A 17114-nucleotide genomic window follows, 5' to 3' on the forward strand; every position below is an offset into this window, starting at 1 on the left:
ATTTCCCTCACCGTAACAGGAAGAGACATATGAAATCACGTGCAGCAGTTGCTTTTGGTCCCGGTCAGCCACTAAAAATTGTCGAGATTGACGTTGCGCCGCCGAAAAAAGGTGAAGTTCTGGTCAAAATCACCCATACAGGCGTTTGCCATACCGATGCATTTACCCTTTCTGGCGATGATCCGGAAGGCGTATTCCCGGCAGTCCTGGGTCACGAAGGCGGCGGCGTGGTAGTCGGGGTCGGCGAGGGGGTAACCAGTCTGAAACCTGGCGACCATGTTATTCCACTGTATACGGCGGAATGCGGCGAGTGTAAGTTCTGTAAATCCGGTAAAACCAACCTTTGCCAGGCCGTACGCGCCACTCAGGGAAAAGGACTAATGCCGGATGGCACCACCCGTTTTTCTTATAACGGCGAACCGGTTTATCACTATATGGGAACCAGTACGTTCAGCGAATATACCGTTTGCGCGGAAATTTCTCTGGCGAAAGTGAACCCGCAGGCGCCGCTGGATAAAGTGTGTCTGCTGGGCTGCGGCGTGACGACCGGTATTGGCGCCGTACATAACACCGCTAAAGTGAAAGCCGGCGATACCGTTGCCGTTTTTGGTTTAGGCGGTATTGGGCTGGCGGTCATTCAGGGCGCGGTTCAGGCTAAAGCAGGGCGTATTTTAGCTGTTGATACGAATCCGGACAAATTTACGCTGGCGGGCGAAATGGGGGCGACAGACTTTATTAACCCGAATGATCATGATAAACCGATCCAGGACGTTATTGTTGAACTTACTGATGGCGGCGTGGACTTTAGTTTTGAATGTATCGGCAACGTTAACGTGATGCGAGCAGCGCTGGAATGTTGTCATAAAGGCTGGGGGGAAAGCATTATTATTGGCGTAGCGGGCGCAGGACAGGAAATTAAAACCCGTCCCTTCCAGCTAGTGACAGGTCGCGTCTGGCGTGGCTCCGCCTTTGGCGGCGTGAAAGGGCGCACGCAGCTGCCAGGGATGGTAGAAGATGCGATGAACGGTAAAATCCGTTTAGATCCTTTTATTACTCACCGTCTGCCGCTGGAGCAGATTAACAATGCCTTTGAACTGATGCATCAGGGCAAATCTATCCGTACCGTTATCCACTTTGGTGATAACTGATTCATCCGCCAGCGGAAAATCCGCTGGCGCTTATCTGAATTTTCTGGAATGAATGTTGTGAAAATGTGACGAAGGCGATGCTTTTCGCGATAAGCAAACGTCATGAAGTGCCGATGACTATCTAACGGGCGTGTTTTTACGCATTAAACCTACAAGAGAGTCAACGGTCATGGGCAACACATTCTCGATGCAAGCCTCGCATAAACTGGGCTTCCTGCATCACATTCGGCTGGTTCCGCTGTTTTCCTCCATTCTCGGTGGCATCCTTCTTCTTTTTGCTTTGAGTGCCGGGCTGGCTGGCTATTTTCTGTTACAGGCCGATCGCGATCAGCGTGATGTAACGGACGAGATTCAGGTACGGATGGGATTATCCAACAGCGCTAACCACTTACGTACCGCACGTATCAATATGATCCACGCTGGCGCGGCGAGCCGGATTGCCGAAATGGATGAAATGAAAGCCAATATTGCCGCCGCGGAAACTCGGATCGCGCAGTCTCAGGACGGTTTTAACGCTTATATGTCCAGAGCGGTGAAAACACCAGCCGATGAAGCGTTGGATAATGAGTTAAACACCCGCTACAACGCCTATATCAATGGTCTACAACCGATGCTGAAATTTGCCAAAAATGGCATGTTCGAAGCGATCATTAATCATGAAAACGAGCAGGCAAAACAACTGGATGCGGCATATAACCATGTCCTGTTGAAAGCTATTGAACTGCGCACCGAGCGGGCGAGGCTGCTTAGCGAGCAGGCTTACCAACGTAGCCGGCTTGGTATGATGTTTATGATTGGCGCGTTTACGTTGGCGCTGGTATTGACGTTAATGACCTTTAGGGTGCTGCGTCGTACGGTAATACGGCCGTTACAGCAGGCCGCGTCACGTATCGAACGCATTGCGGCGGGCGATCTGACCATGGCCGACGAGCCCGCAGGACGCAGTGAAATTGGTCGCCTGAGTTGTCATCTTCAGCAGATGCAGCATGCGTTGCAGCAAACGGTAGGGACGGTGCGTCAGGGGGCGGAGGAAATTTATCGCGGCACCAGCGAAATTACCGCCGGTAACACGGATTTATCTTCTCGCACTGAACAGCAGGCTGCCGCCATTGAACAGACCGCGGCCAGTATGGAACAGTTGACGGCAACCGTTAAACAGAATGCGGATAATGCGCATCACGCCAGCAAACTGGCGGAAGACGCCTCCGGTAAAGCCAGTCGTGGAGGCCAGATGGTTTCCGGGGTCGTGCAAACGATGGGAAATATCTCCACCAGCTCGAAAAAAATCTCGGAAATTACCGCCGTCATTAACAGTATCGCCTTCCAGACTAACATTCTGGCGCTGAACGCGGCGGTCGAGGCCGCGCGTGCCGGAGAACAAGGACGCGGGTTTGCGGTGGTCGCCAGTGAAGTTCGTACCCTCGCCAGTCGCAGCGCGCAGGCGGCAAAAGAGATTGAAGGCTTGATCGGCGAATCGGTTAGTCTGATTGAACTAGGTTCTGAAGAGGTTGTCGCTGCGGGGAGCACCATGAATGAGATTGTGGATGCCGTAAAACGCGTCACTGATATCATGCTTGATATCGCTGCAGCTTCTGATGAACAAAGTCGCGGCATTGTCCAGGTCAGTCAGGCGATTTCTGAGATGGACAAGGTCACGCAGCAAAACGCGTCGCTGGTAGAAGAGGCGTCAGCGGCGGCGGCTTCGCTTGAAGAACAGGCCGCCCGCTTGACGCAAGCCGTTGATGCGTTTCGTTTACAGGATACTGGCGCGACAATGCGTTCATCCTTCCTTTAATAAGCGTCGCGCCATCGGGCTATTTTAGCCGCGGGCGCGTTTATTATCCGGCGGCCGCCATCACAGCGGCATCGATTTACGGATCGCCGCAATCAGCGTTTGCGCCCCGGTTGAAAGCGGGATATCAACTCGTGTAAGAATACCTATGGGCTCGCCTGCGCTCTGGGTCGGCACGGGTAATGAGACCAGCGTCGCCTGGCGAAGATCTTCTTTAACCGCGCCAGAGGGGACGAACCAGACGTAATCGTAATCTACGGTCAGTTGTCGTGATAACGATGCGGATAGCGTTTCGATACACCCTGCAGGCATTTTACATCCCTGGCTTTGCAACAGGGCTTCCGCATTCTGGCGCGGCACCGTGCCTTTTGGCGAGACGACTACCGGCCATTCCATAACCCGGCTGAGCGTGATCGTCTCCTGTAACAGGGGATGGCCGGGGCGTACCACTAATTTAAGCGATTCTAAAAACAGCAGTTCGTAATTTAAGCCGCTCATTAATTCCGGGTCTGACATGCGGCCAATACCCAGATCGATCTCGCCTGACTTGAGACCAGCAAGCAACATCGTATTGTTCATGGTGGCGACCTGTAACGAGGTCGATTTTTGCTGTTGATGGAACCGCCCAATTACCGCCGGGAGAATACCCAGCGCAGCGGTGGGGAGCGCGCCAATACGCACCACATCGGCGCTGGCATCCTCTTTGCGATTCAGCGCCTGCCCGGCAGTATTCAACGCATCTAATACTTTTACCGCATGGGTTAAAAATTGTTCGCCAGGAACCGTTAATTGCGCGCCCAGTCGCCCGCGTTCAAACAGACGGGTTCCGGTGAGTTGCTCCAGTTCGTTCAGCGTCTTAGAAAGGGCTGGCTGGCTCAGGTTAAGGGTTTCAGCCGCGCGCCCCAGAGTTCCCTGTTGCGCAACGGCGACAAACGTATGAAGGTGGCGCAACCGAATGCGCTGACTAAACAGACCATTTTTTTCCATAAGCGATGTTAAAAACAGAGCCATGCGGGTGACAAGTAAAGTTGTTTGTTTTTGATAACTTGATAGCAAAATATTATTAACATTTTACCATTTAAAGTTACAACTGTTTTATTTTGCTGATGATTCAACTGCCGTTAAGCGTGCTAAGCCGCGCTCTGATCGGGGATACGCCAGCGTGTGTCAATCCGTTCCACACAATGAATTCAGGCGGGATCACAGTTTGTAAATTCTTCTCCCCGGAATGGATGAGGTTTTCTACACTCCAGGTAACATTCACTGGAGGCATGACATTATGGCGAACACCATCACGGCAGATGAGATTCGGGAACACTTTTCGCAGGCAATGTCGGCAATGTACCAGCAGGAAGTTCCGCAGTACGGTACGTTACTGGAACTTGTCGCTGACGTGAATCTGGCGGTGCTGGAAAATAATCCCAAATTGCATGAGCAGTTGGCTAATGCCGATGAACTGGCGCGGTTGAACGTGGAACGACATGGCGCTATTCGTGTTGGCACCGCAGAAGAACTTTCTACCTTGCGTCGGATATTCGCTATCATGGGGATGTACCCGGTGAGCTATTACGATCTCTCTCAGGCGGGCGTGCCGGTGCACTCCACGGCATTTCGTCCCATTGACGACGCTTCGCTTTCGCGTAATCCCTTCCGCGTGTTCACTTCGCTATTACGCCTGGAACTCATTGAAGATGCGGCATTACGCCAGCGGGCGGCGGAAATCTTATCGCAGCGGGATATTTTTACGTCGCGCTGCCGACAATTGCTGGATGAGTACGACGAGCAGGGCGGTTTCAGTACTGCCCAGGCCGAAGAATTCGTCCGTGAAACGCTGGAGACTTTTCGCTGGCATCGTCAGGCTACTGTTGATGAAGAAACGTACCGCGCCCTGCATCGTGAACATCGGTTAATTGCCGACGTGGTCTGTTTTCCAGGATGTCACATTAACCATCTGACGCCACGTACTCTGGATATCGACCGGGTACAGGCAATGATGCCGGAGTGCGGCATTACGCCTAAAATTCTTATCGAAGGTCCGCCTCGCCGCGAAGTGCCCATTCTGTTGCGGCAAACCAGTTTCAAAGCACTGGAAGAGCAGGTGCTCTTCGTTGGTGAAAAACAGGGTACACACACGGCGCGCTTCGGCGAAATTGAGCAACGCGGCGTCGCTCTGACGCCAAAAGGTCGTCGGTTATATGACGAATTGTTGCAAAAGGCAGAAACGGGTAAGGATAACTTCACGCATCAACTCCATTTACAGGAGGTCTTTAACGCCTTTCCGGATAGCGAATTTCTGCTCCGTCAGCAGGGGCTTGCCTGGTTCCGCTATCGCTTAACGCCTTCCGGTGAGGCGCATCGTCAGGCGATTCATCCTGGTGACGATCCGCAGCCGCATATCGAGCGTGGTTGGGTGATCGCGCAGCCGATTACCTATGAAGATTTTCTCCCGGTCAGCGCTGCCGGCATTTTCCAGTCGAATCTGGGAAATGAAACGCAGGCCAGAAGCCACGGTAATGCCAGCCAGGATGCCTTTGAACAGGCGCTGGGATGTTCGGTACTGGATGAGTTTTCGTTATATCAGGAAGCGGAAGAACGCAGTAAACGCCGTTGCGGTCTGCTTTAAAAACGGTAAGCTTCACAGGCTGTGAGGATGCTGTAAAAAGGAAGGCGTTATGTTGAATCCCTCCATCCCGTTGGTGCAAACGCGTCACGGTAAAATCGTGGGCGTCGTACAGGAAGAAATCCATATCTGGCGCGGTATACCCTATGCCGCGCCGCCAATAGGGGAGCTACGCTGGCGTGCGCCGCAGCCTGTTACGTCCTGGCAGGATGTGCGCCAGGCGGATTGTTTCTCCTGCGCCAGTTGGCAGGACATTACCTGGTGTCGCGAACTTGGCGGCGGCGATCCGGGAAATTTTTCTGAAGATTGTCTCTATCTGAATGTCTGGGCTCCCGCCGTACGTCATAAACTGTTGCCGGTCATGGTCTGGCTACACGGCGGCGGTTACACCATTGGCGCGGGTAGTCTGCCGCCCTATGACGGTCATGCGCTGGCGAAGCGCGGCGCGATCGTGGTGACGGTCAATTATCGGCTTGGCCATCTGGGCTTTTTCGCGCATCCGGCGCTGGAAGGCGAAGAGGCGGAGTGTATTCATAATTTCGCTTTACTCGATCAAATCGCCGCGCTGCGTTGGGTGCAGGACAATATTGCCGCGTTTGGCGGCGATACGCAGAATGTGACGCTATTTGGCGAGTCCGCTGGCGCCCGCAGCGTGCTGTCGTTGATGGCTTCGCCGTTGGCTAAGGGGCTTTTTCATAAAGCGATTATTCAGAGTGGTTATACGCTGCCGGATACGCCCCGCGAGGTGGCGCTTAAAAAGGGTGTTGCGCTGGCGGAACATGTTGGCTTAGCCAATGCCACAGCTGAACAGCTACGCGCTTTACCAGCAGAGACGTTTTGGCCGCTGGACGCGCCCTTTAAAATTGCTCCGACGCCGATTTCCGGCGACGTCGTATTGCCGCAGCCGATGCTGGAAACCTTCTTTGCGGCTAAACAGCATCCGATACCGGTGATGATCGGCTCGAACAGCGATGAAGCCAGCGTATTGGCGGTTTTTGGCGTTGATATTGCCGGTCAAATTCAAAAAATGCGCCGTGAGCGGCGTGTTGGACTGGGGGTAATCCGGCTGCTTTATCCTGGTGTGAAAGGCGACGAAGCGCTAGGGCGGCAGGTCTGTCGGGATATGGTATTTACCACGTTGGGTTATGTCGTCATGCAAGCGCAGCAGCGGATCGGCGAACCGTGCTGGCGTTACTGGTTTGATTATGTCGCCGAAGCGGAGCATAACACCTATGCTAATGGCGCCTGTCATGGCAATGAAATACCGTATGTGTTCGATACGTTAACGCGGGCTGAGCCCACATGCCATTATGTGAATGAGAATGACCTGGCCTTTGCCTCGCAGGTGGCGGATTACTGGGTGAATTTCGCTCGTCATGCCAGCCGCACGCGTGATGTGCTGCACGGCCCGGTTCGCTGGCCCGCCAGCATTCGGGGGCGAGATCGTTTGTTGCGGATTGGACTGAACAAGCTTGCCGGTTTTAAAGTGGAAAACCGCTTTATGCGTGCGCGTCTGGCGCTGTTTAAGCGTGTCATGAAACATCATGTTAGTCTGGAGTAAACTTTTCATAACCTGAAGAATGCCGCGTGAGGTTTACATCCGATTCGGTCGGTTCTTATCGACATAAAATATTTACGCTTTTGCGCAGTTTCCAGGCGACCAACAATTGGATTATTAATGAATTTTGTCTAGAGTGAGCGGTCAGAAACGGGCACGCTCTTGCTGCTGAAAAAAACCAGCGCGGGACCATTCACAAGACCAGAAGGACTCATTTTCAGGTATGAATCGTAGACGATTTATTAAAGGTTCAATGGCAATGGCCGCCGTGTGCGGTTCCAGCGGTATTGCTTCACTCTTTTCTCAGGCGGCGTTTGCCGCGGAATCCGATATTGCGGATGGTAAAACTGTCCGTTTTGATTTTGCTGGTCTGCAAACAATGGCCCAGGCGTTAGCGAAGAAACCCTGGGATGGTGCGCCGAGACCGTTGCCGGATACGCTCGCCAATCTGACGCCGCAGGCCTATAACAGTATCCAGTATGACGCGGCACATTCGCTCTGGAACAATGTTGCCAATCGGCAGCTCGATATTCAGTTTTTCCACGTAGGGATGGGGTTTCGTCGTCGCGTGCGCATGTTTTCCGTTGATACGACAACTCATCTTGCTCGTGAGATTCATTTTCGCCCGGAACTGTTTAAATACAACGATGCCGGCGTTGACACGACGCAACTGGAAGGGCAGAGCGATCTCGGTTTCGCCGGTTTCCGTGTCTTTAAAGCGCCGGAACTGGCGCGGCGCGATATTGTCTCCTTTCTGGGCGCCAGTTATTTCCGGGCGGTAGATGATACTTATCAGTATGGCCTGTCGGCTCGCGGGCTGGCGATAGATACCTATACTGACGGTCAGGAAGAGTTCCCCGACTTCACCGCATTCTGGTTTGACACCGCGAAGCCGGGTGATACCACGTTTACTGTTTACGCTCTGCTGGATAGTGCCAGTGTGACGGGCGCGTATAAGTTTGTCATCCATTGTGAAAAGTCGCAGGTGATCATGGACGTAGAAAACCATCTCTACGTCCGTAAAGACATTAAGCAACTCGGCATTGCGCCGATGACCAGTATGTTTAGTTGCGGGAATAATGAACGCCGGGTATGCGACACCATTCATCCGCAAATTCACGATTCCGATCGGCTGGCGATGTGGCGGGGTAACGGCGAGTGGATTTGCCGCCCACTGAATAATCCGCAGAAATTGCAGTTCAATGCATATATGGACGACAACCCGAAAGGGTTCGGCTTGCTGCAACTCGATCGCGATTTCTCGCATTATCAGGATGTCATGGGATGGTACAACAAACGTCCGAGCCTGTGGGTGGAGCCGCGCAGTAAGTGGGGGAAAGGCGCGGTTAGCCTGATGGAGATCCCAACTACTGGCGAAACTCTGGATAATGTGGTCTGTTTCTGGCAGCCGGAAAAAGCGATCAAAGCCGGGGATACGCTGGCGTTCAATTATCGTTTGTACTGGAGCGCGCAGCCGCCGGTGCAATCGCCGCTTGCGCGGGTTATGGCGACCCGTACAGGGATGGGCGGTTTTCCCGAAGGCTGGGCGCCGGGCGAACATTACCCGGATAAATGGGCGCGCCGTTTTGCTATTGATTTTGTCGGCGGCGATCTGAAAGCGGCCGCGCCAAAAGGCATTGAGCCGGTGATTACGCTCTCCAGCGGTGAGGCGAAGCAGATTGAGATCCTCTACGTTGAGCCTTTCGACGGTTATCGTATCCAGTTTGACTGGTATCCGACCTCGGATTCTACGGCACCAGTGGATATGCGTATGTTCCTGCGTTGCCAGGGGGAGGCTATAAGCGAAACCTGGCTGTATCAGTATTTCCCGCCCGCGCCGGATAAGCGTCGTTATGTCGACGATCGTATCATGCGTTAGTCAGTTTGCCTTCTGTACCGCCACAAAGGCGGTACAGGTTCTGGATATAGCTCTGACATAAACTCACTCGTGATCCGCTGTTTTTGTGACATGCCTTTCCATCGTTCTATTTTTGCAACAGTCCTTCCTGTTTATCCCTCTCGATCCTGCGGACAGGGAACATTAAGATAGCTTCACCTTATTTAAGATATAAAGTGAATATAATGAAAAAGAGTCTTCTTGGTGCTGTCCTGTCTCTGGGTTTATTAAGTGCTGCTCATGCAGATGTATATAAATTTGATAATACGCATACCAATGCGGTATTTAATATCGATCATTTTCAGACCTCAACCAATCACGGCGGATTTTATGCCATTAGCGGCGAACTGAAATATCAGCCGGAAAAGCAAGTCGCAGAGATGCGCGTGACGATTCCTGTGAGCGCCTTAAATACCGGGGTGGATGCGTTTGATAAACATATCCGCAGTAGCGATATTCTGGATGCGGAAAAATATCCAGTAATGGTATTTGAATCGACAAAATGGCATTTTGCAGATAATAAACCGGTTTCTATTGACGGTTTGTTAACAATGAAGGGGGTAACTAAGCCCGTCACCTTAACCACCACGAAGTTTGGCTGTTATATGAGCCCGATATTCAAGGCGCAGGTTTGCGGTGGTGATTTTGTCACGCAAATAGATCGCACCCAGTGGGGTGTAGATTATCTGGTCGATATGGGGATGACGAAAGTTGTCGATATAAAAATCCAGGCAGAAGCGGTTAAGCAATAAAGGGGATTATGATGAAAACTCATCACCTCATTCGGGTAGTGGCCTCGCTGGCAATGTTGGCAACATCAGGCCTGGCTTATGCTGAAGAGTACAAAGCCAGCACGGACGAAAAAGCAATAAAAATGACGAACGTCGCCTCACTGGAAGCGCGCGTTCAGGCCAGAATGGAGAAAGGGGCATTTGGTTATATTCGCGGTGGAGCCGAAGATGAGAATAACCTTCGCAGCAACACCGAAAGCTTTGACAAAAAATATATTATGCCGCGCGTATTACAGGGCATTGAGTTAAAAGAGATCGATTTATCAACGCAGCTACTGGGTATTCCGCTTAAAACGCCTATAATCCAGGCACCGATGGCGGCGCAGGGTCTGGCCCACGCCTCCGGAGAGTTGGCGACGGCGAAAGGCATGGCGCAGGTCGGTTCGATTTTCTCGTTGAGCACCTATGGTAACAAGACCATCGAAGAGGTGGCTAACGTTTCCGGGAAAAACCCGTTCTTCTTCCAGCTTTATATGAGTAAGAATAATCAATTTAACGAATTTATTCTTGCACAAGCGGTAAAACATGGCGCTAAAGCAATTATTCTGACCGTAGATTCGCCTGTCGGTGGTTATCGGGAAGAAGATATTAAAAATAACTTCCAGTTCCCGCTGGGTTTTGCAAACCTCGAAATGTTCGCCAGAAAAAATGACGATGGTTCAAAAACCGGCAAAGGGGCAGGGATAAGTGAAATTTACGCGCAGGCTAAACAAGCCTTTACGCCGGAGGATATTGCCTATGTACATCGTGTTTCCGGTCTTCCGGTTATTGTAAAAGGCATTCAGTCGCCGGAGGATGCTGAAATTGCTATCCAGTCCGGGGCCGCAGGAATATGGGTTTCTAATCATGGTGGGCGTCAATTAGACAGCGGGCCATCCTCATTCGATATGCTTCCTGCGATTGCAAAAGTCGTCAACAAGCGAGTGCCTGTTATTTTTGACAGTGGAGTACGCCGTGGTTCGCACGTATTCAAAGCGTTAGCCAGCGGGGCGGATATTGTGGCGGTTGGCCGGCCTGTATTATACGGTCTTAATCTTGGCGGCGCTCAGGGTGTGGCATCGGTGATTGAACAGCTAAACAAAGAGCTGACAATTAACATGATGTTGGGTGGTGCCAGGAATATTGAACAAGTGAAAACGACACGCTTGTTAACTGAAAAAGAGCTGCCCCAGTAATATAAAGGTCGGGTACTATACCCGACCTTTTCCTGTGTGATTTTCCTCAACAACGCTTCCGGTAGAAAATGACGCGCTCTGTTTCCTCAAATCCTAACGCCTGGTGAACTTTCTGGGAAATTGTATTTTCCGGCGTGGTATCAGAGGCCATTTCCCGACACCCTTTATTCGTTCCCCATCGTTGCACCGCTGCAATCAATTGTTTCGCTACGCCGCGTTGACGGAATGAGGGGAGAACAAAGATACCTTCAAGGAAAGCCACGGGCGAACTGTCACAGCCATTGACATAATCGTGGCGGATTGAGGCATCCGCAAAGCCAATCGCCACCCCGTCTGCCATCGCAATAAATGACGCCAGATGATCGGCTTGCAGGATTTCTTCGCCATCCGCCAGATGGGCGTCATCCGGGTGACCAGGCCAGAGCTGTTTTCGCAATCCGCGCCAGTGCTCCAGATGGGTTTTGTTCATTTGCCTGATGTCCATTAACGCGCTCCTGATGAGAGGTCTGACATGATGAGACGGCATCCCGCTTGCTGATAACGTCGGGCGATAGCAGACGGGAGCGCACTGTCGCTAAGAATGGTGGTAATACAGGACAGCGTCGCAACCGCATGGGGTTCCACAGTGTCAAACTTTGAGTGATCGGCCATCAATATGACCTCGCGTGAGCGCTGAATAATGCGCGTTTTTACGCCCACTTCAAACATGGTAGCGTTGGTGATGCCCGTTTCTAACGACAGCGCATCGCAGGAGATAAAAGCGCGTTCAACGGCAAAGGCGTTAATCATCTCCAGCGCCATACTCTCGCCAACCGAAAAGTAACCGGGGCGAATCAGCCCGCCAATAATGTAGCTCTCTACGTGTGGGAAGCCACCTAGCTCATTAGCGATTTTGATGTCATTGCAAATGACTTTTACTTTGGCGTCGACCAGACATTTTGCCAGTTCCAGACAGGTGGAGCCGGAGTCGAGAAAAAAGCAGTCTCCATCCTTGATGAACGTGCGGGCGAGGGCGGCGATTTCGCGTTTCGCCTCGCTTTGTAACGTTCGCTTAACGTCGAAAACATATTCTTTATCTTCCGTACTGTCGTCGAAGTCAATACAACCATGGCCGCGAACCATACCGGGATAACGGCTGGCAATATAGTGAAAATCCCGGCGCACGGTTGCCTCAGCATAGCCAAAAAGCTCAATAGCTTGCTGTGTTGAGAGGTGCCGGTGTTGCCAAAGATAATGCAACATCTGTTTGATACGGTCGGGGCGCTGTTGGCTCATCAACATATGACTCCTTTATAGCGCGGTGAATTGTGACAACGTCACGTTTTGATTCGCCGTCGTGAACAACGCCCGGCCAATCACCAGATGCTGTGCACCTGCGGCGGCAAGTAGCCGTGCGGCGCGAAGCGTAATTCCGCCGTCCGCCCAGCATTCCGCAGCAGGGAAATGCTCTCTGCTCTGGCTAACTTTTTCACACATCGTGGCGATAAATTGTTGCCCGCGCCCGTCGGGTTCGCTGGTCATGATCATCAGCGCATCCAGTTGCAATGCCAGATAACGATAGGGCAATAGCGGCGTTGCCGGGTTAAGCGCCAGTCCTGCTTTCGCCCCGATAGCGCGAATATCCGCCAGAATCTCCGAGGGGTTTTGCACGCTTTCGGCATGAATGAAAATCCAGCCGGGGCGGATAGCTGCAAGCCAGGGTAGCCAGCGTTGCGGTGATGAGACCATCAGGTGAAATGAGAGCGGATGGCGAGTGTATTGTGCGACTGCCTGAATGGTTTTCATACCGAAGGTAATATTGTTGATGAAACTGGTATCTTCGATATCCAGATGCAGCGAGCCGAGGGGCGCATCGTGTAAAGCGGTCAACGCCTCGGCATAGCGCAGCGGATCGGCGGAGGCCAGCGAAGGGTGCAGGATCATCGGAACCTCCATCAGCGCAATGCGGTTAATTGCGCGAAAAGCGCTGCATCATTTGGCGCATCTTGCAGCAACGCGACACTTCCCGGCGAGTCGAGCCACTGGCTGATGCGTTGAATGGTGCGAATATGTGCTTCAGCGTCCGTGGCGCTGGCGCAAAGCAACAGCCAGATGGGATCGCAATCCGCATTGCCGAAAGCGACCGGCGTTGATAGCGTAGTGACGCTCATTTGATTATGGTTGGCGCCTTGTTCCGGTCTGGCATGGGGCAGTGCAATCCCCGGCGCGATAAGATAATATGGCCCCCATTTAAGGGTGTTCTCAATAATACCGTCCAGGTAGCAGGGGGCCGCCGCGCCGAAGGTAATCAGCGGACGCACGGCGATATCCAGCGCGTGTCGCCAGTCGTTGGCATGGCGTTGCGCCTGAACCCACTTAACATCATTAATCATCGATCGTTGACTCCTTGCTGGTTCGGGTTACTCTGAAACCGATCCCCGGCGTGTCTTTTGGCGAAGGCGACGGAGATCGGCAGAAGGGTTATCGCTCTCTGCAGGGGATAAGCATTTTGCTTATCCCCATTTTATTGTCGGATATGGCGTACTTTCTCCATAAACTTCGCCACGCGCGCCTGGTCGACAAAGTTGGCGAAGACGCCGTCTTTTTTAAACGTGGTTGCCGTTACGCATCCGTCGGCAATGCTGAGCTGCTCCTCGACGTTTTCCAGACACACCCCGGTATTCGCCAGCACTACCATGTCGGGGACGGTCTCTTTTACCCGCTTGAGTATGGCGCTATCCGTGCGAGCGCCCGCCGTCAGGCCCGAGACGCACAGGGCATCGGGGTTATTATTAAATACGGTCGATTTCGCAATTGAACAGACATCCCGGTTTCCCAGATACACCGCCGCTTCCGGAACGATGTTAAACAGCGTTTTCACATGGCCTGCGCCGATGCGATGCTGATGACGAATGGTTTCGCCGACATTAGTATCCCAGACGCCAAAATCGCTGGCGTAAGCGCCAGTGAAAATTTCGCGGATAAATTTTGCGTTGGTCGCCATCGCCAAATCAAAAGAGGCCACAGGGTCCCACAACACGTTTACCCCAAACGGTACGCGAATTTCACTCATTAACTGACCGATGATTCTTGCCATCGCGGTGGTCGTTTCCGGTCTGACTTTCGTTAAATAAGGCAGACTAAATTCGTTGGAGAACATCACCGCATCCACACCGCCGTTTTGTAGCGCCATTAAATCGTCATGGGCGCGGTCAATCACCCAGTTCATGCCTTTCTTTGTATCGAACCCGGGATCGCCCGGTAGTGCCCGTAAATGGCACATGGCGATAACGGCTTTTTCCGTTCCTATTACCTCTTTTAGCCAACTCATTCTGGGTTGCTCCTTATTCCGGTAGTTCACGTTTACGTAAGATAAGTACGATGCTGGCGACGATGCCGACCACAATAACCACGCCAATAATGCCCAGCGACATCAGTTCAGATATTGACCAGCCAAACATATTCCCTACCGACAGCGCGGTAATTTGCGCGTTTTCAGCGGCGAAACTAAAGCCGCCTTTGAGCGCCATATCGGTAAAGTACGGCGCGAACTGGGTGGCGATCAGCAAAACGGTAATCATGACAATGATGCCGCTGAGCAAAGTACGAATCAGATCGCCGCGATGAATAACCGTGGCCATGCAGATAAAAAACGGCGCGACCGGTAAATCAGCCAGCGGCAGGACTTTATTGCCCGGCAGAATGCTTGCCAGAATTAACATGATGGGAATTAACAGCAGTCCGACCGCGATAGTGGTCGGGTGGCCTAACGTCACTGCGGTATCCAGACCGATAAAGACTTCGCGTCCTTTAAAGTGTTTCTGGAAAAACTTACGTGCGCCGTCGGAAATGGGCATTAATCCCTCAACGATAAGGCGAATCATGCGCGGAAACAGTACCATAATCGCCGCCACGGTAATCATTAAGGTTGCGCACCCTTTAAAGCCTTCACCTGCGGCAAGTCCGAAGATCAGCCCGAGAACAACGCCAATGATCACCGGGTCGCCGACCATCCCATACCGTTTTTGGATCTCCTGAGCGTCAATATTGCGTCCTTTCATAAGCGGGATTTTTTCGTATATCGCATCCAGCAATACGAATAACGGCACGGAGCTGGAGCCATACCCCTGCGGGATTGAGATCCCTTCCAGACCGACAATGTTCTGTACCCGTTTCGCCGTCCAGTCGGCCATTTTCAACGACAAGGCGGCATGGCAAATCGCGCCCAGTACGCCATAAATCAGACTGCCGGTCATCAACTGGACGACCGTTCCGGTAATGGCGTAGTGCCAGTAGTTATAAATATCAACGTTCATGGTTTTGGTCAGGCGAGTCACCAGCATACCGACGTTGAGCAGAAAGATAACGGGAATGATCATCGCGCCGATGGCCGTCGCATAGCCGACGCCGGATGCGGGTCCGGCGCCGACGTCAAAGACATGCAGCGTCAGGCCAAAACGCTCAATCATCACTTTTATCGGCGGACTGAGACTGTCGATCGCCATGACAATCACCAGCCCCATACCGACAAAACCGATGCCGACCGTCACCCCAGCTTTCACCGCCTGCAGCCAGGGAATACGAAAGATTAAGCCGATGATAATCATAATGATGGGCACAAATACGGTGCCGCCGAGAGACAGGATGTAATCAAACATAATGCCCCCTTTATTGTGTTAACAGCGCCTTGATTTCTTGTTTTAATGCGTCGTCGTTGATGCCTGTCAGCAGGGCGGCGCCATTGAGCGTCGGGATGCCATAGTCACTGTGCGTACGCATGGACGTTACGATGAGATCCATACCGTTACAGTTCAACGGGATCTCATTCAGACAACATTGCGCCGTGGTTGCCGCAATGCCTTGCTCCGCGAGAAAGTCCTGCAGTTTTTGTGCAATCATGGTTGATGTCGACATGCCGGTACCACATGCCACAAGGATCTTTTTCATCATGGTCGTGCCTCTTGTGTAGCGCCTGTTTCAGGCTCAATGGGAAACTGTTCTGGCGACATTTTGGCCAGCGCAGTCAGTAAATGAATACAATCAGCCAGGTCGCGCAGGCTGGCGACTTCGGCTGGCGAGTGGGTATAGCGGCAGGGAATAGAAAGGCTGGCGCAGGGAATGCCGTCCAGTTCAACCTGAATGTAGCCTGTTTCGGTGATGACGCCTGGCGCGACTTCTCGCTGTACGGGAATATTATTTTCGTGTGCGGTGGTCTCCAGCATCCGCAGCAAACGCGGCGGCGTAATCAGTCCCGCCAGCGTACCGCGTCCGTGATAGTTCAGACAGGTGATGCCGACGCCGTGGTTGACCCGCACATCTGAGTAATCCTGCAGGTCAGGCGTGTCGCAGGATGGGGTGATATCAATACCAATCGCCAGGTCGGGGCGCACGCGTCGTAAAACGGGAACAATACCGCGAATATTAAACTCTTCCTGTACCGAAGCGACCAGGAACACCGCGATATCGAGCGGTGTGGAGGCGAGGGCCTCGGCGACGCCCAGTAGCGCCGTACACCCCAGCCTGTCGTCCAGCGCCTTACTGCATACCAGATCGTTGCCCAGACAGTGCGGAGGGTTATACAGGGTTACCGGCGTACCCACCTGAATACCCATTCGTTCGGCATCCGCTTTATCTTTCGCGCCGATATCAATCCAGAGTTTATCGAGCACGGGCGGCTGGGTGCGCTCGTCACCCTTCGCGAAGTGATACGCTTTAATACCGATGCAGCCCATGATATCGCCTGAACGTCCGGCAAGCGTCACGACCGAACCGGGCATGGTAATTTGCGCCGGGCCGCCCACGCGTTCAAAACGTAAAAAACCGGAGGGTTCGATTTTGCGTACCATAAAACCCACTTCATCCATATGCGCAAAAATCATCAGGCGAAGAGCGTCGGATTTGTCGCTGCCATAACGGGCGACGACATTGCCCAGGCGATCCCGCCAGACGTCTTTGGCCTGCTGTTCAAACGCATGCTGCATAACGTTTGCAATACTGCTTTCATGTCCTGAAATCCCGTTTAGCCGCAGTAAAGAAAAAAGCGTTTCCTGCACAGAAAAGGTCATTGGCGTCTCCGTGGTGATAAAACAATCAGTTGTTGAGCGTTTTATAGGCGGAGAATGGTTGGATAAGTGTGAAATGTGTCACGCGAAAA

16 protein-coding genes are annotated in these 17114 nt (G+C 52.5%); 7 read left to right on the forward strand and 9 right to left on the reverse strand.

Annotation, left to right across the window (positions count from 1 at the left end; translation table 11 throughout):
• Window positions 1–29: 29 nt before the first annotated feature.
• Both ACE15A_RS11120 and ACE15A_RS11125 read left to right on the forward strand, forming a co-directional pair.
• Complete coding sequence (locus ACE15A_RS11120; protein WP_023249442.1) at window positions 30–1148, forward strand: S-(hydroxymethyl)glutathione dehydrogenase/class III alcohol dehydrogenase; 1119 nt, start codon at window positions 30–32, stop codon at window positions 1146–1148.
• A gap of 169 nt (window positions 1149–1317) precedes the next feature.
• Window positions 1318–2943: a methyl-accepting chemotaxis protein gene (locus ACE15A_RS11125; protein WP_053509752.1), complete on the forward strand. Its 1626-nt coding sequence runs from the start codon at window positions 1318–1320 to the stop codon at window positions 2941–2943.
• 60 nt (window positions 2944–3003) lie between these two features.
• On the opposite strand, the gene ACE15A_RS11130 is transcribed toward ACE15A_RS11125, so the two are convergent.
• Window positions 3004–3927, reverse strand: a complete 924-nt coding sequence (locus ACE15A_RS11130) for a LysR substrate-binding domain-containing protein (RefSeq protein WP_023249440.1) — start codon at window positions 3925–3927, stop codon at window positions 3004–3006.
• Between the two features lie 292 nt (window positions 3928–4219).
• On the opposite strand from ACE15A_RS11130, the gene ACE15A_RS11135 reads away from it, so the two are divergent.
• The 5 genes from ACE15A_RS11135 (at window position 4220) to ACE15A_RS11155 (ending at window position 10981) form a co-directional block, all read left to right on the forward strand.
• Window positions 4220–5563: a VOC family protein gene (locus ACE15A_RS11135; protein ID WP_053509750.1), complete on the forward strand. Its 1344-nt coding sequence runs from the start codon at window positions 4220–4222 to the stop codon at window positions 5561–5563.
• 49 nt (window positions 5564–5612) lie between these two features.
• On the forward strand, window positions 5613–7121 hold the full coding sequence (locus ACE15A_RS11140; protein WP_053509748.1) for a carboxylesterase/lipase family protein: 1509 nt from the start codon (window positions 5613–5615) through the stop codon (window positions 7119–7121).
• 220 nt (window positions 7122–7341) lie between these two features.
• Window positions 7342–8997: a glucan biosynthesis protein D gene (locus ACE15A_RS11145; RefSeq protein WP_023249436.1), complete on the forward strand. Its 1656-nt coding sequence runs from the start codon at window positions 7342–7344 to the stop codon at window positions 8995–8997.
• Window positions 8998–9191: 194 nt separating this feature from the next.
• On the forward strand, window positions 9192–9767 hold the full coding sequence (locus tag ACE15A_RS11150) for a YceI family protein (RefSeq protein ID WP_072158735.1): 576 nt from the start codon (window positions 9192–9194) through the stop codon (window positions 9765–9767).
• Window positions 9768–9778: 11 nt separating this feature from the next.
• Window positions 9779–10981, forward strand: coding sequence for a lactate oxidase (locus tag ACE15A_RS11155; protein ID WP_053509744.1), 1203 nt, complete (start codon window positions 9779–9781; stop codon window positions 10979–10981).
• A 46-nt stretch (window positions 10982–11027) separates the two neighbouring features.
• Here ACE15A_RS11155 and aac(6') read toward each other — a convergent pair whose 3' ends face one another.
• From aac(6') to ACE15A_RS11195, 8 genes are all read right to left on the reverse strand, one after another.
• On the reverse strand, window positions 11028–11465 hold the full coding sequence (gene aac(6'), locus ACE15A_RS11160) for a cryptic aminoglycoside N-acetyltransferase AAC(6')-Iy/Iaa (protein ID WP_000354851.1): 438 nt from the start codon (window positions 11463–11465) through the stop codon (window positions 11028–11030).
• Window positions 11465–12256, reverse strand: a complete 792-nt coding sequence (locus ACE15A_RS11165) for a DeoR/GlpR family DNA-binding transcription regulator (RefSeq protein ID WP_053509781.1) — start codon at window positions 12254–12256, stop codon at window positions 11465–11467. Before ACE15A_RS11165 ends, aac(6') begins: the two co-directional genes overlap by 1 nt.
• Window positions 12257–12271: 15 nt before the next feature.
• Complete coding sequence (locus ACE15A_RS11170; protein ID WP_053509742.1) at window positions 12272–12904, reverse strand: ribulose-phosphate 3 epimerase family protein; 633 nt, start codon at window positions 12902–12904, stop codon at window positions 12272–12274.
• A gap of 11 nt (window positions 12905–12915) precedes the next feature.
• Window positions 12916–13353 carry an SgcA family PTS sugar transporter subunit IIA gene (gene sgcA, locus ACE15A_RS11175; RefSeq protein WP_000606451.1) on the reverse strand — a complete coding sequence of 146 codons (438 nt, stop codon included), beginning with the start codon at window positions 13351–13353 and terminating at the stop codon, window positions 12916–12918.
• A gap of 131 nt (window positions 13354–13484) precedes the next feature.
• A complete protein-coding gene (gene sgcQ, locus ACE15A_RS11180; protein ID WP_053509740.1) occupies window positions 13485–14291 on the reverse strand; it encodes a BtpA family protein SgcQ in 807 nt (268 codons plus the stop codon).
• A gap of 13 nt (window positions 14292–14304) precedes the next feature.
• Window positions 14305–15618: a PTS sugar transporter subunit IIC SgcC gene (gene sgcC, locus ACE15A_RS11185; RefSeq protein WP_053509738.1), complete on the reverse strand. Its 1314-nt coding sequence runs from the start codon at window positions 15616–15618 to the stop codon at window positions 14305–14307.
• Window positions 15619–15628: 10 nt separating this feature from the next.
• Window positions 15629–15910 carry a PTS sugar transporter subunit IIB SgcB gene (gene sgcB / locus ACE15A_RS11190; RefSeq protein ID WP_000976132.1) on the reverse strand — a complete coding sequence of 94 codons (282 nt, stop codon included), beginning with the start codon at window positions 15908–15910 and terminating at the stop codon, window positions 15629–15631.
• Window positions 15907–17025: a M42 family metallopeptidase gene (locus ACE15A_RS11195; protein ID WP_053509736.1), complete on the reverse strand. Its 1119-nt coding sequence runs from the start codon at window positions 17023–17025 to the stop codon at window positions 15907–15909. Before ACE15A_RS11195 ends, sgcB begins: the two co-directional genes overlap by 4 nt.
• Between the last annotated feature and the right edge of the window lie 89 nt (window positions 17026–17114).

Source organism: Salmonella sp. HY31 (assembly GCF_042604575.1).
GTDB classification, from domain to species: Bacteria; Pseudomonadota; Gammaproteobacteria; order Enterobacterales; family Enterobacteriaceae; genus Salmonella; species Salmonella diarizonae.

Excerpts from the sequence above, each read along its gene's own strand:
- ACE15A_RS11125 (WP_053509752.1), top strand. The coding sequence starts at position 1,318 with ATGGGCAACACATTCTCGATGCAAGCCTCGCATAAACTGGGCTTCCTG.
- ACE15A_RS11140 (WP_053509748.1), top strand. The coding sequence starts at position 5,613 with ATGTTGAATCCCTCCATCCCGTTGGTGCAAACGCGTCACGGTAAAATC.
- ACE15A_RS11170 (WP_053509742.1), bottom strand. The coding sequence starts at position 12,904 with ATGATCCTGCACCCTTCGCTGGCCTCCGCCGATCCGCTGCGCTATGCC.
- ACE15A_RS11135 (WP_053509750.1), top strand. The coding sequence starts at position 4,220 with ATGGCGAACACCATCACGGCAGATGAGATTCGGGAACACTTTTCGCAG.
- sgcB (WP_000976132.1), bottom strand. The coding sequence starts at position 15,910 with ATGATGAAAAAGATCCTTGTGGCATGTGGTACCGGCATGTCGACATCA.
- ACE15A_RS11120 (WP_023249442.1), top strand. The coding sequence starts at position 30 with ATGAAATCACGTGCAGCAGTTGCTTTTGGTCCCGGTCAGCCACTAAAA.
- ACE15A_RS11195 (WP_053509736.1), bottom strand. The coding sequence starts at position 17,025 with ATGACCTTTTCTGTGCAGGAAACGCTTTTTTCTTTACTGCGGCTAAAC.
- ACE15A_RS11165 (WP_053509781.1), bottom strand. The coding sequence starts at position 12,256 with ATGAGCCAACAGCGCCCCGACCGTATCAAACAGATGTTGCATTATCTT.
- sgcA (WP_000606451.1), bottom strand. The coding sequence starts at position 13,353 with ATGATTAATGATGTTAAGTGGGTTCAGGCGCAACGCCATGCCAACGAC.
- ACE15A_RS11145 (WP_023249436.1), top strand. The coding sequence starts at position 7,342 with ATGAATCGTAGACGATTTATTAAAGGTTCAATGGCAATGGCCGCCGTG.
- sgcC (WP_053509738.1), bottom strand. The coding sequence starts at position 15,618 with ATGTTTGATTACATCCTGTCTCTCGGCGGCACCGTATTTGTGCCCATC.
- ACE15A_RS11130 (WP_023249440.1), bottom strand. The coding sequence starts at position 3,927 with ATGGAAAAAAATGGTCTGTTTAGTCAGCGCATTCGGTTGCGCCACCTT.
- sgcQ (WP_053509740.1), bottom strand. The coding sequence starts at position 14,291 with ATGAGTTGGCTAAAAGAGGTAATAGGAACGGAAAAAGCCGTTATCGCC.
- ACE15A_RS11155 (WP_053509744.1), top strand. The coding sequence starts at position 9,779 with ATGAAAACTCATCACCTCATTCGGGTAGTGGCCTCGCTGGCAATGTTG.